Here is a 12400-nt window from a genome sequence, read left to right on the forward strand (position 1 = left end):
CCTGCCGCTACGTCAGTCCGTGCTGTTGGGCGTACGCGTCGGCCACGTCGCTCGGGTCCTTCTTGTCCTTGTCCACCTGACGATTGAGTTCGGTGAGGTGGGCGGTCGTCAGGACGTTGCCGAGGCGGGCGAGGGCCTTGCGGACCCGGGAGTCGGCCTTGCGGTCGGCGACGAGAGGAACGACATGCTGCCCGGGGATGAGGTTCTTCGGGTCCGACAGCACCACCCAGTGGTTGTCCTGGATGTCGGTGTCGGTGGTGAAGAGATTCGCCACGTCCACGTCACCCTTCTTGAGGGCGCCTTTGACCAGCGGCCCCGAGGAGTCCAGGGACTTGAACTCCTTGAACTCGACCCCGTACACGTCCTTCAGGCCCACCACGCCGACCTGACGCTTCCGTACCTCGGGCGACGCGCCGATGACCAGTTCGCCGTTCCGCTTCTTCAGGTCGGCGAGGGAGGTCAGGCCGTACTTCCTGGCCGTCTCCCGGGTGACCGCGAAGGCGTCCGAGTCCTCGGCCGTCCCGTACGGCAGGATCTGGAGGCCGGACGGGAGGGCGGCGGCGAGGGCGTTCTGCATCTCGCCCTCCTCCGTGGCCGTCGCTTTGGGGTCCAGGTAGTGGAGGAGGGCGCCCTGGTACTCGGGCAGAAGGTCGATGTCGCCGCCCTTGAGGGCGGGGATCAGGATCTCGCGGGTGCCGAGGTTGGGACGGACCGTCGTCTTCACGCCGGCTGCCTCCAGGACAGCCGCGTACAAGTAGCCGAGCACCTGGTTCTCGGTGAAGTTGGCGGTGCCGATGGTGACTCCGCCTCTGCTCGAGCCACCGCCGGTCGTCGTGCCGCCCTGGCCGTCGAGGGAAGTGACGCCGCTTGCGCACGCGGAGAGAGCGGGGACGGATGCGGCGGCGAACAGGCCACCGATGAGAGTGCGACGATTCATTGCGGATTCCCTAGGCAGTGCGGTGACGGAAGAGGAAGCGCTGAAGGCCGGCGAGGCCGACGTCGAGGACGACGGCGACCACGGCGACCAGCACCGCGCCGCCGAGCACCTGCACGAGGTCGCGCTGGGCCAGGCCGTCGAAGACGTAGCGGCCCAGCCCGCCGAAGGAGACGTACGCGGCGATCGTGGCCGTGGCCACCACCTGTATCAGCGCCAGCCGCAGCCCCGTCATGATCAGCGGAAGGGCGAGGGGCAGTTCCACGTGAGCGAGGGCCTGATGGCCGCGCATCCCCTGTCCGCGCGCGGCGTCCTTCACATCCGGGTCGACGGCCGTCATGCCCGCGTACGTGTTGGTGACGATCGCCGGTACCGCCAGGGCGACCAGCGCGACGTACACCGGCAGCATCGACAGGCCGCCGGCCAGGAAGACCAGCACGACCAGCCCCACGGTCGGGAGGGCGCGGCCGAAGGACGCGAGGTTGATCGCGACGAACGCGCCTTTGCCGGTGTGCCCGATCAGCAGGCCGAGCGGGAGGCCGATGGCGGCCGCGATGAGCGTGGCCAGGAGCGAGTACTGGAGGTGTTCGGCGAGACGGTGGCCGATGCCGTCCGGGCCGGACCACTGGTCGTCGCTGACCAGCCACGTGCCGAGGTTCTCGAAGAGTTCGTACATGTCAGGCTCGCCGCCTCTTCCAGGGGGTGAGGACGTACTGGAGCGCGACCAGCAGGGCGTCCGCGGCGACGGCGAGGAGGATCGTGAGGGCGACGCCCGCGATCACCGGGGTGGGGAAGTTGCGCTGGAAGCCGTCGGTGAAGAGCTGGCCGAGTCCGCCGTCGCCGATGTACGTCGCGACGGAGACCAGCGAGATCGACATGACCGTCGCGATCCGGACCCCCGCCATGATCACGGGGAGGGCGAGGGGGAGCTCGACGGTGAGGAGTGTCCGCAAGGGGCGCGTGCCCATGGCCTTGGCCGCCTCCTTCGTCTTCAGGGGGACGGAGTCGAGGCCCTCGACCGTGTTCCGGAGCAGGACGACCAGGGTGTAGATCGTCAGGCCGATGACGGTGGTGGTGCGGGTCAGACCGCTCACCGGGAGAAGGAGCACGAAGATCGCGATGGACGGGATCGTGAACAGGACGTTCGAGACGCCGAGGAGGAAGCCGCGCAGGGGGCGGACGCGGTGTGCGACGACCGCGAGGGGAAGGGAGATCAGCAGGCCGAGCAGGACTGCGGTCAGGGCGGCCTGGAGGTGGGAGAGGGCGAGGGTGGTCAAGTCGTCGGTGTGGCCGGATATCCACGACCAGTCGAGGGTCATGCGGCCACCCGGGCCTCGGTGTGGGCCTGACCGGCGTGGCTGTGGATGTCGTCGCGGGACGAGACGCCGGTGAGGATCCCGGCGGCGTCGACGCGAGCGATCAGGCCGGTCGGTGAGGCCACGGACTCGTTGAGTGCTGCCAGCAGGGAGTCGGTGTCCTTGAGTGGCCGTACGGGTATCTCGCCGCCCCTCGAAGCCCAGTGCAGCGGCTTGCGCGCCTCGTCGAGTACGAGCGTCCAGGTGCCGCCCTCGGGAGCCGGGCCCTGCGGGACGGCCGCGAGGGTCTTCAGGGAGAGCAGCTTGAGGCCGCGCTCGGCACCGAGGAAGTCGGCCACGAAGTCGTCCGCCGGGCGGGCCAGGAGTTCGGTGGGCGAGGAGCACTGGACGAGGTGTCCGCCGGTGCGGAAGATCGCGATCTGGTCGCCCAGTCGTACGGCCTCGTCGATGTCGTGTGTGACGAAGACGATCGTCTTGCTCAACTCCTCCTGCAACCGGAGCAGTTCGTCCTGGAGCTGGGTGCGTACGACGGGGTCGACCGCGCCGAAGGGCTCGTCCATGAGCAGGACGGGCGGGTCGGCGGCCAGGGCGCGGGCGACACCGACGCGCTGCTGCTGGCCGCCGGAGAGCTGATGGGGGTAGCGCTTGCCGACGTCGGCGGCGAGGCCGACGGTTTCGAGGAGCCCGGCCGCGCGGGCCCGCGCCTGCTTGCGGCCATGCCCCAGCAGCAGCGGCACGGTGGCGATGTTGTCGAGCACCGTGCGGTGCGGGAAGAGCCCGGCCTGCTGGATGACGTACCCGATGGAGCGCCGCAGTTCGGCCGCGTCCTGCCGCTGGACGTCCTTGCCGCCGACACGGATGGTGCCGGAGGTCGGTTCGACCATCCGGTTGATCATCCGCAGGGTGGTCGTCTTACCGCAACCGGAGGATCCGACGAGCACGGTCACGCCCCCTTCCGGCAGGTCGAGGGAGAGGTCGTGGACTGCCTCGGCGCCATTGGGGAAGCGCTTGTGCACTGCGTCGAACTGAATCATGAGATGCCCCTTGCCCGGCTGTATAACCTCATGCAGAGTTCTTGGTGCGTGAATAACTTGTCAACGGGTCGGCGTTAATCCGAGGTAACGGATTCCCGCAAGGCGAGATGGAGTGTCTGGATTGAGGGGTGTTTGGGCTTGATGTCGTCTCGAATTGTGGACGCTCCCAGGGGTGTGCACCACAAAGGCTCGGGTCGTGTCGTCCTCGACGGCGCCGGCCTCGGCGTCGCGGACGTCGTACGGCTCGCTCGCGGAACGGCTCGGCCGGTCCCCGGGAGCGAGGCGATGCGGCGCGTCGAGGAGTCCTGGAACGCCGCCCGCCAGATCGCCGCGACCGGCCGCGTGTACGGCCGCTCCACCGGCGTGGGCGCCAAACGGAACGAGGACGTGCCCACCGGCGCGGACGCCGCGCACGGCCTGCGACTGTTGCGCAGCCACGCCGGCGCCATCGGGGAGGAGCTTCCCGCCCGTCAGGTGCGCGCGATGCTCGCCGTTCGGGCCAACCAGTTGCTGGCCGGGGGCGCGGGGTTGCGGCCCACCGTCGTGACGGCGCTGTGCGAGTCGCTGGAGAGCGGGGCGTACCCGGTCGTCAACGAGTTCGGTTCCGTCGGTACCGGCGACATCGCGGCCCTGGCGCAGGCGGGGCTGGCCCTGGCGGGAGAGCACCCATGGCACGGTGCCACCGCGCCGGAGCCCCTGCCGCTCGACAACAACGACGCACTGGCTTTCATCAGCAGCAACGCCCTCACCCTCGGCCAGGCCGCCCTCGCCCTGCACGAACTGCGCGGGCTGCTTGAGGCCACCCAGGTCGTCGCCGCGCTGTCGCTGCTGGCGGTCGACGGTTCGCACGAGGCGTACGCCGCCCCCGTGCACGCGGCCCGCCCGCACCGCGGGTGCGCGGAAGTCGCCCGCCGCATGCGGGGGCTGATCGGCGCGGCCGATCGGCCGACCCCGCCGCTCGACCGTCTCCAGGACCCGTACGGCTTCCGGTGCCTGCCCCAGATCCACGGCCCGGCGCACGACGCCGCGGACGCCCTGGAAGAGGTCGTCGCCATCGAGATCAACGCGGCCGCCGAGAACCCGCTCATCTTCCCCGAGGACATGGCGGCCTATCACCACGGCGGCTTCTACCAGGCCCAACTCGTCCTGGCCCTGGACCACTTCAGACTGTCACTGACGCAGGTGGCGCGCCTGTCGACCTCCCGCCTCGCGACCCTGAACGAGCCCACCTACACCCGGCTGCGCCCCTTCCTCTCCGACCAGGAGCCCGCCTCGTCCGGCGTGATGATCCTGGAGTACGCCGCCGGGGCCGCCCTCGGCGATCTGCGGGCGTTCTCGGCGCCCGCGTCGCTCGGCCACGCCGTACTCTCCCGAGGTGTCGAGGAACAGGCCAGCTTCGCCTCGCTGGCCGCACGTCAGACGCTGCGTCTGTGCGGCGCGTTCCGCCTCGTGGTCGGCTGTGAACTCGTCGCCGCCGTACGGGCGTTGCGCCAGCGGGGCCTCAGGCTTGAGCCGGAGCTTCCGGTCAGCCGCGCCCTGGAGCTCGCCGGTTCGGTGCTCGACGAGGATCCGGCCGACCGGCCGCTCACGGACGACGTGACGGCGGCGGCCGCGCTGCTCGACCGGTTCACTGACATCTGGAGGAGCAGCGAGTGAGGGTGTGACCTCCGTGGCCGTTTCAGGGGTGACCCGGCAGGGTGGGACGGCGGTAATCCTGGCGCGGCGGGGTAAAGGGAGGTCGACCACCCCCGTGGAGAAGGAGCCGACGATGACCGACGACGCCTATCTGTTCCTGCTTGACGACGCATCCGTGCCGCTCGGCGTGGTGCCCGCCGCCGTGGGTGATCTGGCGTGCATGGAGACCCCCGCGGTGCGTGCCTGGCTGGACGCCCAGGGCAGTACGCCGGGCTCTCCGAATCTGCGGTTGCTGCCGCCGGAGGAGAGGGCGGCCGTCCCGGAGGGAGCGGAGCGGCTGCCCGTCCCGTTGAGCGATGAGGAGTTGAACCGGGTCCGCCACCTGATGGCGCCGGAGTCCCTGGCCCGCATCGAGGAGGAGCTGCTCACCTACCGGGACATCTCGGACGGCCGGGACGGCCTGATCGGACGCGCGCTGGCCGCCGGTGTGCCGCCGCACCGCATCGTCGAACTGACCGGGGAGGACCCCGCGACGGTGACCGCCGCGGCGCGAGGCTGAGCACGCGGCAGCGCGCCGCGACCGTCCGAGCGGCCTCACCGGCCGGGACCCGGGTCCGGTTGGGCGGCCTGCGCGATGCCGGCGCGAGCGGCCTCCAGCTGGGCCGCGAAGGCGATGCCGAGGAAGAGCGCGACAGCGGTGAGGTTGGCCCACAGCAGCAGGGCGACGAACGCGGTGAGCGGCCCGTACACGGCGCCGAAGGCACCGCTCCGCTCGACGTACAGCGCGAGCATCCACGTGGCCGACACCCACAGCAGCAGGTGCACGGCCGAGCCGAAGGCCAGCCAGGTGTAGCCGGGCTGGACACGGCGGGGCGACCAGCGGAAGATCACGGCCGACGCCACCCAGGCCAGCAGCAGCCCCACCGGGACGTCGAGTACGCCCCACCACTGCGGCCCGCCGCCCTCCCGGCCGACCGTCTGCGCAACCGCCTCGCCCACGGCCTCGCCGGCGACGAGGACGACGAACCCGGACACCAGGGGCAGACCGGCGGCGAGCGCGAGAACGAGCGCCCGCGCGTACTTGCGCGGGAAGGGGCGGTCGCGCTCGATGCCGTAGATGCGGTTGGCGCCACGCTCGATCTGGCCCATGGCCGAAGCCAGGTTCAGCAAGGCGAAGCCCAGGCCGAGCCACAGGGCGAGGGTGCTCCACACATCTCCGTGAGCGGTGCGCCGTGTCCCCTCGAAGGCGTCCTCGACGATGTCGGCGCTGGCGCCCGGCACGATCCGGCCGAGCGTGAGCTCGATGACCCGGCCCACCCCCTCCGTGTGCACCGACGTGGCCAGCCCGACGAGCGCCACGGTGCACGGAACCAGCCCGAGCACCACCTGGAAGGCGAGTGCGCGGGCGTTGGTGAAGCCGTCCGCGTAGCGGAACCGTACGAAGGAGTCGGCCAGCAGCCGCAGCCCTCCGTAGCGGCGCAAGGCGGTGAACGCCTCATCGCCGGAGAGCTCCTCCCCGATCATGTCCCGGGTCTGCGGGACGTGGACGGCGGTACCCATGGCGTGGACTCTCCTTGTCGCGGGGACTGCGCTCTGAACCGTGCTGTCTGATCCGGTTACCCCCATTGGCCTCCTGCCCCGCCATGACATCTCTCCCGAGTCGTACCGGCCTTCGAGGGAATCCCGGGGCGACTCGGGGCTCCGAGGGCAGGTGGGTGGTACGGGCATGAGACGGCCACGCCTCCCGAACCGCCCGCGTCGCGCCACTCGGACAGCCGAGCGGCGAGGCGTTCGCGTGTACCGGGGTGGCTGCGGACCTCGGCTGCCTACGCGTGGCGGATCATCGCCGTCGGTGTCGTCGTCCGCGTGGCCTTCTCCGTGCTCGGGCAGTTCCACCGGATCGCGGTCGCCGTCTTCCTCGGTCTCTTCATCGCCGCCGTGCTCCGCGAGTGGGTGTCGGTGTGCGCCGGGGGTGAAACGGCTGGTGCTCGCCCCCATCGAGGTCGCAGGCGGCTACAGGCTGCGGGCGGTGATGTCGCCGTAGTCGGTGGTGGCGTGGATGGCCAGGGCGGCGTCGGCGCCGTCGGCGTTCTTGAGCGAGTTGTGGATGCGGCCGTGGCTGGTTCCGGCGTCCAGGGAGGCGGAGACTCCGCGGGCGGCGCCGACCGAGATGTCGCCGTGCTCGGTTCGCAGCGCGAGCGTGCCGCGCACGGCCTCGGTGATGTGGAGGTCGCCCTTGCGGGTGCTGAGTTCGCCGGGGCCGTTCAGGCGGCCGACCGTGATGTCGCCGGCCTGGAGGGTGAGGCGGGCACTCTCGGTCTCGTCGATCTTGACCGTGGCCTGCGCGCCCTCGAAGGTGACGTCGCCGAGCCGTCCGACGCCGCGGAGCTCGGCGTCGGCCGCCTTCGCCTCGATGCGGGAGCCGGTGGGCAGCTGGACCGTCACCTCGACGGATCCGGGGTGTCCGAGGATCCGGTTCTTCGCGGCCGGGGATTCGACCCGCAGGACCCCGTCGCCGCAGGCGACCTCGATCTGCTCCGCCGCCTTCACGTCGCGGCTCTTGGAGGCGTCCGCGGGCAGGATCTCGACCGTGGTGTCGGCGCGGTCGGCGGCGATGAGCCGGATGCGTCCCGCCGGGATGTCGAGGACGGCGAAGACCTGGGTGGGGGTGTCGAACTTCTGCATCGTGCGCTCCTTCGATCTGCTGTTTCTGACGAGAGAAACGCTACGTTGCGTTCAACTACCCGGCAACTACTTCGTTGCATCGAATGGACATATACGCAGTTCAGAGCGGCTAAATCATTGCAATGGCTTCGAATCTAACGCAACATTGCCGGACTGGGCCGTTGCAATGACCTGGGAGTGAACGCTATGGTCGAGGCACCACGGACCACGAAGGAGACCGCGATGCCGGGAGGCCGACTCACCCAGCAGGAACGCCAGCAGATCTCGCTGGGACTGGCCGACGGCCTCGCCTACGCGGAGATCGCCAGGCGCCTGGACCGCCCGACCTCGACGATCACGCGCGAGGTGATGCGCAACGGCGGTCCCGCCACCTACCGCGCCGACCTCGCCCACCGCGCCACCGAACGCCGCACCCACCGGCGCAGGCAGACCGCGCCCCGGGGACCGGAGGCGCCCCCACAGGCCCACGGACGCGACGCCGAGGCGGTCCGCGAGTACGAGGAGGCGTTCACCACCCTTCTCATGCAACAGGGCCTGCCCAAGATGATGTCCCGGGTGCTGACCTGCCTCTACACCAACGACGCCGGCAGTCTCACCGCGTCCGAACTCGCCCGGCACCTCCAGGTCAGCCCGGCGTCCATCTCCAAAGCGGTCACGCTCCTCGAAAGCCAGGGCCTCATCCGCCGGGAACGCGACGAAGGCCGCCGTGAGCGCTACGTCGTCGACAGTGACGTCTTCTACCAGGGCATGATCGCCAGCGCCCGAGTCCACGCCCAGCTCGCCGAGACCGCACGGCGGGGCGTCGGCCTCCTCGGCCCGGACACCCCGGCCGCCGTCCGGCTCGAGAACATCGCCCGCTTCGTCGAGTTCGTCGGCGAGAGCATCACCCGCGCCGCCGAACAGGCCCGTGACGTCCTGTACACGAAGCCCGAGACGTCCCCGAACGGCACCACCACGCCGCGGTCGGGCGACGCATAGTCAGTCTGCCGTCCTGAAAGAGGTATCCGCACCATGGAACAGCGCGTCGACCCACTCGATGATCCGGTGGGCACGTCACTGAGCGGTCACCACGCCCACCTCGCCCGTCGAGTCGGCCGGGCCGTCACCTACCTGCCCGATGTGGCGACTTTCTGCGCGGTGACCAACGACCCCGAGCCGGAGGCCTGGGCAGACCTGGCACGCCTCCTGGGCCCAGGCGAGTTCGCCGACATGTTCAGCAGTTCCGCGACGCCTCCCCCCGGCTGGGAGCAGGTCTTCACCCTCGAAGGCCGCCAGATGATCTGGCCGGGCGACAGCCGCCCCGAACATCCCCACGCCCGGACCACCACCGGTGTCGTCGAACTGGGCGCCGCCGACGTGCCCGAGATGCTCGACCTGGTCGCGCGGACCCAGCCAGGGCCCTTCTGGCCACGCACCCACGAACTCGGCACGTACCTCGGCATACGCCACAACGGCACACTCGTGGCCATGGCCGGCGAACGACTTCGCCCCCCGGGGTGGACCGAGGTCAGCGCTGTCTGCACCGCCCCCGAAGCACGCGGACAAGGCCATGCCGCGCACCTCATCACGGCAGTCGCGACGCGCATCCTGGCCCGGAACGAACGCCCCTTCCTGCATGTGGCCGAAGCGAACACCGGCGGGATCGCCCTCTACGAACGACTCGGCTTCAGGACCCGCACACACGTCACCTTCCGCGGCTACCGCGTCCCCTGACATCCGCCAGCGTCCGCACCCGCACGCGCAGCGGTGAACCGGCGGCTGTACAGCGTGATTCAGGACGGCCCGTGCTGGGGTGAGCCGTCGGCCGAGGTGACCGTGACGGCGGCGGTGCGGCCGTCAGGGGTGATGCGCAGGACGGGGATCGCCTTGTCCCTGGGGGCGCCGTCGTTCCCCAGGGCGATCCAGCCGCTCACGCCCGGCAGGGCGCCCTTCTTCCGCAACCGGGACAGCGTGCGGAAGACGTCGGAGACGGTCGGTGCCCCTGCCGGTGGTGTGTCGCGGACCGCCCGGGCCGCGGTGAGCAGGGCGTCGTGCATCATGATGGCCCGGCCGTCCTCGAGGTCGCTGTACGGGAACGTGCGGGCGAAGGTGCCGTCGCGGAAGGGCGCGACGAAGTCTTGGTCGAACGCGTCGGGTTGTACGTCCCATGCCTGCGGATGGGCGAGGCCGGTGTAGAGCAGGTCGATGCGTCCCTTGCTGAGTACGCCGGCCAGTTCGCGCGCGTCGAAGCCCTTCGTGTGCCTGACCATCATGGTGTCGTCGCCGGACATCACGGTCACCCGGTGGTCCAGGCACCGGCGTCCGGCCAGGCCGGTCAGGAGCTGCGGAAGCGTGGTGCCGCGGCCCGCGAAATAGACCACGTCCGGCTTCACCTCGCAGACGTCGGCGAGCTGGGCCCGGAAGAGGGACGGGCCGCGTCGTGAGGAGTCGAACAGGGTGGGCTCGGGCCGGACCATCCGGCCGGGCGGCATGCGCTCCCGGAACTGCTGGGCGAGGGTGCTGGTGTACTGGTCGCCGGGGGCGATGTCCTGCACGAAGAGGACCCGGGCGCGGGCGAGTGCGCCGGTCGACAGATGGCGTACGGCGGCCGCTGCCTGGTCGGCGTTGGAGGGCGCGACCCGTGCCAGGCCCGGCACGGCGGCCCAGGAGTCGGCGGTGAGCACCGAGCCGAAGGCGGGCAGGCCGCCGGCCGTCAGTTCCTCCACCATGTCCTGGCTGGCGGCGGTGCTGCCGCCGAGCCCGAGCGCCGCCACGATGCGCTCGGCGCGGCGGGCCCCCAGCACCTGTCCGACGGCGTGGTTCCGCTGCTGGGCGGAGCCTCCGGTCTGTCCGAACAACAGCCGGACCGCAGGGCCTTCGCCCGGTCCGGACAGCCCTCCGTTGCTTCTGAGCTGGGCGAAATGAGCCCCCTCCAGATCGCGTCCGACGGCCTGCATCGCGGCGTCGCCGTCGAACTCCTCGGTGAGGGGCGTCAGATACACCATCGACACGTACGGCCGACCACCCGGCTTCGCGGCGGCCGCCACGACCCGCCGGTTCTCCGCCGCGATCAGTTCCAGCACCGGGGCGACGGTCCGGGCCGACGAGCGGCGCAGTCGCGTGGGCGAGGCGTCCGTGTCGAGCAGGCCGACGCATCTGCGCATGCGGCCCTCGCCGATGGCGCTCAGACCGTCGGCGCACGGCAGGTGCGTCGACGGCGCGGGCGGTGGGACGTCGCCCGGGACGACCAGGGTGGCGAGCAGTGCCAGCGCGGCGAGCGATCTCCGGCCGGGCCGGCGACGCCGCACGGGTCGCACGCTGTCGGTCCGGTCGATGCCCTGACCGGCTCGGGTCGCCAGGCGCAGTACCTCCTCCAGGCCGGGCCGGCGGGCGGGGTTCTTGTCGAGACAGCGGGCCACCAGAGCATGCAACGCTCCGGACAGACAGGTCAGGTCCGGCTCCTGGTGCACCACCGCGAAGGCGACGGCGATCGGCTCCAGGCCCGCCGCGTCGGGGTCCTCGAAGGGGCTGCGGCCCGACGCGGCGAAAGCCAGGACGCATCCGAGCGCGAACACGTCCGTCGCCGGGGAGACGGACCGGGCGGCGGTCAACTGCTCGGGTGCCATGAAGGCGGGAGTGCCCACGATCGCGTCGCCGCGGGTCAGGGCCCGGCTCTGGGTGACGGACCGCGCGATGCCGAAGTCGATGACCCGTGTGCCGTCTTCGGCGAGCAGGACGTTGGCGGGCTTCAGGTCCCGGTGCACGATGCCCTGCTGGTGGATGTCGCGCAGCGCCTCCGCCAACTGCCCGGCCAGTCTGACGATGTCGGCGACGGGCAGCGGGCCGCCGGAGCGCACCCGGGCGTCCAGCGAGTCACCGACGACGTACTGCGTGGCCAGCCAGGGCGGGTCCCCGTCCGGGTCGGCCGCCACCACGGGCGCGGTGAAGGCCCCGCTCACCTTGCGGGCCGCCGCGACCTCGCGCCGGAACCGGGCCCGGAACTGTGGCTCGTCGGCGTACTCGGGGCGGATCACCTTCAGCGCCACCTGCCGCCCGGCGGCACTGCGCGCCAGGTACACCACCCCCATGCCGCCGGCTCCGAGGCGCCGTTCCACGGTGAACTCCCCGATCCGCCGCACCACGCCAACGTACCGCCGCCGAGAGCCCTTGTTTCCCGCTCTTTCGGAGTACGTCCGTCTGCATCACACCTTCAGGTGAAATGGCGCGGATCGGGGGCTCTACAGGCCGAACTCGGGGGCTCTACAGGTCGAACTCGAGGTGTTCGACGTCGGTGAACTCCACCAGCAGCCCCTGCGCACGCCGCCCGTGGTCCTTGAAGTAGATCTCCTGGAGGCCCTCCGCCGCGATGTCGCGCAGCTGCTCCTCGGTGCGGCCGGCGTCCCGGGCTTCGAACAGGCGTGCCGCGTACTCGGGTGGCAGCGCCACCGTGAGGTGACGCAGTCGGGCGTCGTCGGTGCTGCCCGGCGCGGCGGTGTAGCCGAAGCGGGCGCGGGTGTCGATGACGATGCCGCCCGTGGTGGCCGCGGCCTGCCTGGCTCTGGCCCTGACGTGGGGCTGCCATCGCTTGAGGACCTCGCGTTCCAGACGCTGCGCCAGGTCCGGCCGGGGCCTCTTGAGCTGGTCCCTGACATAGCGCTCGACGGTGCGCTGGGTGATGCCGAGCAGTTCGGCCACCGCTCTGGTGCCCTTCAGCTGCCTGACGAGGAACCGCATCCGCGCGCCCCCGCTGCGCGGGATCGGCCGGGTGAACGCCTTGCGCAGTGCGTCGTCGAGCCCGTCCGTGACCGTGTCCACGA

Annotated in this window: 12 protein-coding genes; 4 read left to right on the forward strand and 8 right to left on the reverse strand. The window is 71.1% G+C overall.

Annotated features, from left to right (window positions below; all coding sequences use genetic code 11):
• Positions 1 to 7 precede the first annotated feature (7 nt).
• From ABEA82_RS30065 to ABEA82_RS30080, 4 genes are read right to left on the reverse strand one after another with little or no spacing between them, the layout of a single operon-like run.
• The gene (locus ABEA82_RS30065; RefSeq protein WP_345664846.1) at positions 8 to 937 is read right to left on the reverse strand and encodes an ABC transporter substrate-binding protein; all 930 of its coding nucleotides are present in this window, start codon (positions 935 to 937) and stop codon (positions 8 to 10) included.
• Positions 938 to 947: 10 nt separating this feature from the next.
• Entirely contained in the window at positions 948 to 1610 is a 663-nt protein-coding gene (locus ABEA82_RS30070) for an ABC transporter permease (protein WP_345664847.1), read from the reverse strand.
• Position 1611: 1 nt separating this feature from the next.
• Positions 1612 to 2253 carry an ABC transporter permease gene (locus ABEA82_RS30075; RefSeq protein WP_345664848.1) on the reverse strand — a complete coding sequence of 214 codons (642 nt, stop codon included), beginning with the start codon at positions 2251 to 2253 and terminating at the stop codon, positions 1612 to 1614.
• Positions 2250 to 3284 carry an ABC transporter ATP-binding protein gene (locus tag ABEA82_RS30080; RefSeq protein WP_345664849.1) on the reverse strand — a complete coding sequence of 345 codons (1035 nt, stop codon included), beginning with the start codon at positions 3282 to 3284 and terminating at the stop codon, positions 2250 to 2252. The genes ABEA82_RS30075 and ABEA82_RS30080 overlap by 4 nt, the downstream gene beginning before the upstream one ends.
• Positions 3285 to 3425: 141 nt before the next feature.
• On the opposite strand from ABEA82_RS30080, the gene ABEA82_RS30085 reads away from it, so the two are divergent.
• Positions 3426 to 4940 carry an aromatic amino acid ammonia-lyase gene (locus ABEA82_RS30085; RefSeq protein ID WP_345664850.1) on the forward strand — a complete coding sequence of 505 codons (1515 nt, stop codon included), beginning with the start codon at positions 3426 to 3428 and terminating at the stop codon, positions 4938 to 4940.
• A 112-nt stretch (positions 4941 to 5052) separates the two neighbouring features.
• On the forward strand, positions 5053 to 5478 hold the full coding sequence (locus ABEA82_RS30090) for a DUF6003 family protein (RefSeq protein ID WP_345664851.1): 426 nt from the start codon (positions 5053 to 5055) through the stop codon (positions 5476 to 5478).
• A 35-nt stretch (positions 5479 to 5513) separates the two neighbouring features.
• Here ABEA82_RS30090 and ABEA82_RS30095 read toward each other — a convergent pair whose 3' ends face one another.
• Both ABEA82_RS30095 and ABEA82_RS30100 read right to left on the reverse strand, forming a co-directional pair.
• Positions 5514 to 6479, reverse strand: a complete 966-nt coding sequence (locus tag ABEA82_RS30095) for a YihY/virulence factor BrkB family protein (RefSeq protein WP_345664852.1) — start codon at positions 6477 to 6479, stop codon at positions 5514 to 5516.
• Positions 6480 to 6932: 453 nt separating this feature from the next.
• Positions 6933 to 7604: a DUF4097 family beta strand repeat-containing protein gene (locus tag ABEA82_RS30100; RefSeq protein ID WP_345664853.1), complete on the reverse strand. Its 672-nt coding sequence runs from the start codon at positions 7602 to 7604 to the stop codon at positions 6933 to 6935.
• Positions 7605 to 7826: 222 nt separating this feature from the next.
• Here ABEA82_RS30100 and ABEA82_RS30105 point away from each other — a divergent pair, with 222 nt between their 5' ends.
• Positions 7827 to 8582 (forward strand): helix-turn-helix domain-containing protein, encoded by a 756-nt coding sequence (locus ABEA82_RS30105; RefSeq protein WP_345664854.1) that lies wholly within the window; start codon positions 7827 to 7829, stop codon positions 8580 to 8582.
• A gap of 33 nt (positions 8583 to 8615) precedes the next feature.
• Positions 8616 to 9317 (forward strand): GNAT family N-acetyltransferase, encoded by a 702-nt coding sequence (locus ABEA82_RS30110; RefSeq protein WP_345664855.1) that lies wholly within the window; start codon positions 8616 to 8618, stop codon positions 9315 to 9317.
• 59 nt (positions 9318 to 9376) lie between these two features.
• Here the strand turns inward: ABEA82_RS30110 and ABEA82_RS30115 are convergent, their stop codons facing one another.
• Positions 9377 to 11722: a bifunctional serine/threonine-protein kinase/ABC transporter substrate-binding protein gene (locus ABEA82_RS30115; protein WP_345664856.1), complete on the reverse strand. Its 2346-nt coding sequence runs from the start codon at positions 11720 to 11722 to the stop codon at positions 9377 to 9379.
• A gap of 121 nt (positions 11723 to 11843) precedes the next feature.
• Positions 11844 to 12398, reverse strand: a complete 555-nt coding sequence (tpg, locus tag ABEA82_RS30120; RefSeq protein WP_345664857.1) for a telomere-protecting terminal protein Tpg — start codon at positions 12396 to 12398, stop codon at positions 11844 to 11846.
• Positions 12399 to 12400: the final 2 nt, after the last annotated feature.

Origin of the sequence: Streptomyces venetus, from assembly GCF_039540295.1 — a bacterium.
In the GTDB taxonomy this organism is placed as follows: domain Bacteria; phylum Actinomycetota; class Actinomycetes; order Streptomycetales; family Streptomycetaceae; genus Streptomyces; species Streptomyces venetus.

Excerpts from the sequence above, each read along its gene's own strand:
- ABEA82_RS30065 (WP_345664846.1), bottom strand. The coding sequence starts at position 937 with ATGAATCGTCGCACTCTCATCGGTGGCCTGTTCGCCGCCGCATCCGTC.
- ABEA82_RS30070 (WP_345664847.1), bottom strand. The coding sequence starts at position 1,610 with ATGTACGAACTCTTCGAGAACCTCGGCACGTGGCTGGTCAGCGACGAC.
- ABEA82_RS30075 (WP_345664848.1), bottom strand. The coding sequence starts at position 2,253 with ATGACCCTCGACTGGTCGTGGATATCCGGCCACACCGACGACTTGACC.
- ABEA82_RS30080 (WP_345664849.1), bottom strand. The coding sequence starts at position 3,284 with ATGATTCAGTTCGACGCAGTGCACAAGCGCTTCCCCAATGGCGCCGAG.
- ABEA82_RS30085 (WP_345664850.1), top strand. The coding sequence starts at position 3,426 with ATGTCGTCTCGAATTGTGGACGCTCCCAGGGGTGTGCACCACAAAGGC.
- ABEA82_RS30090 (WP_345664851.1), top strand. The coding sequence starts at position 5,053 with ATGACCGACGACGCCTATCTGTTCCTGCTTGACGACGCATCCGTGCCG.
- ABEA82_RS30095 (WP_345664852.1), bottom strand. The coding sequence starts at position 6,479 with ATGGGTACCGCCGTCCACGTCCCGCAGACCCGGGACATGATCGGGGAG.
- ABEA82_RS30100 (WP_345664853.1), bottom strand. The coding sequence starts at position 7,604 with ATGCAGAAGTTCGACACCCCCACCCAGGTCTTCGCCGTCCTCGACATC.
- ABEA82_RS30105 (WP_345664854.1), top strand. The coding sequence starts at position 7,827 with ATGCCGGGAGGCCGACTCACCCAGCAGGAACGCCAGCAGATCTCGCTG.
- ABEA82_RS30110 (WP_345664855.1), top strand. The coding sequence starts at position 8,616 with ATGGAACAGCGCGTCGACCCACTCGATGATCCGGTGGGCACGTCACTG.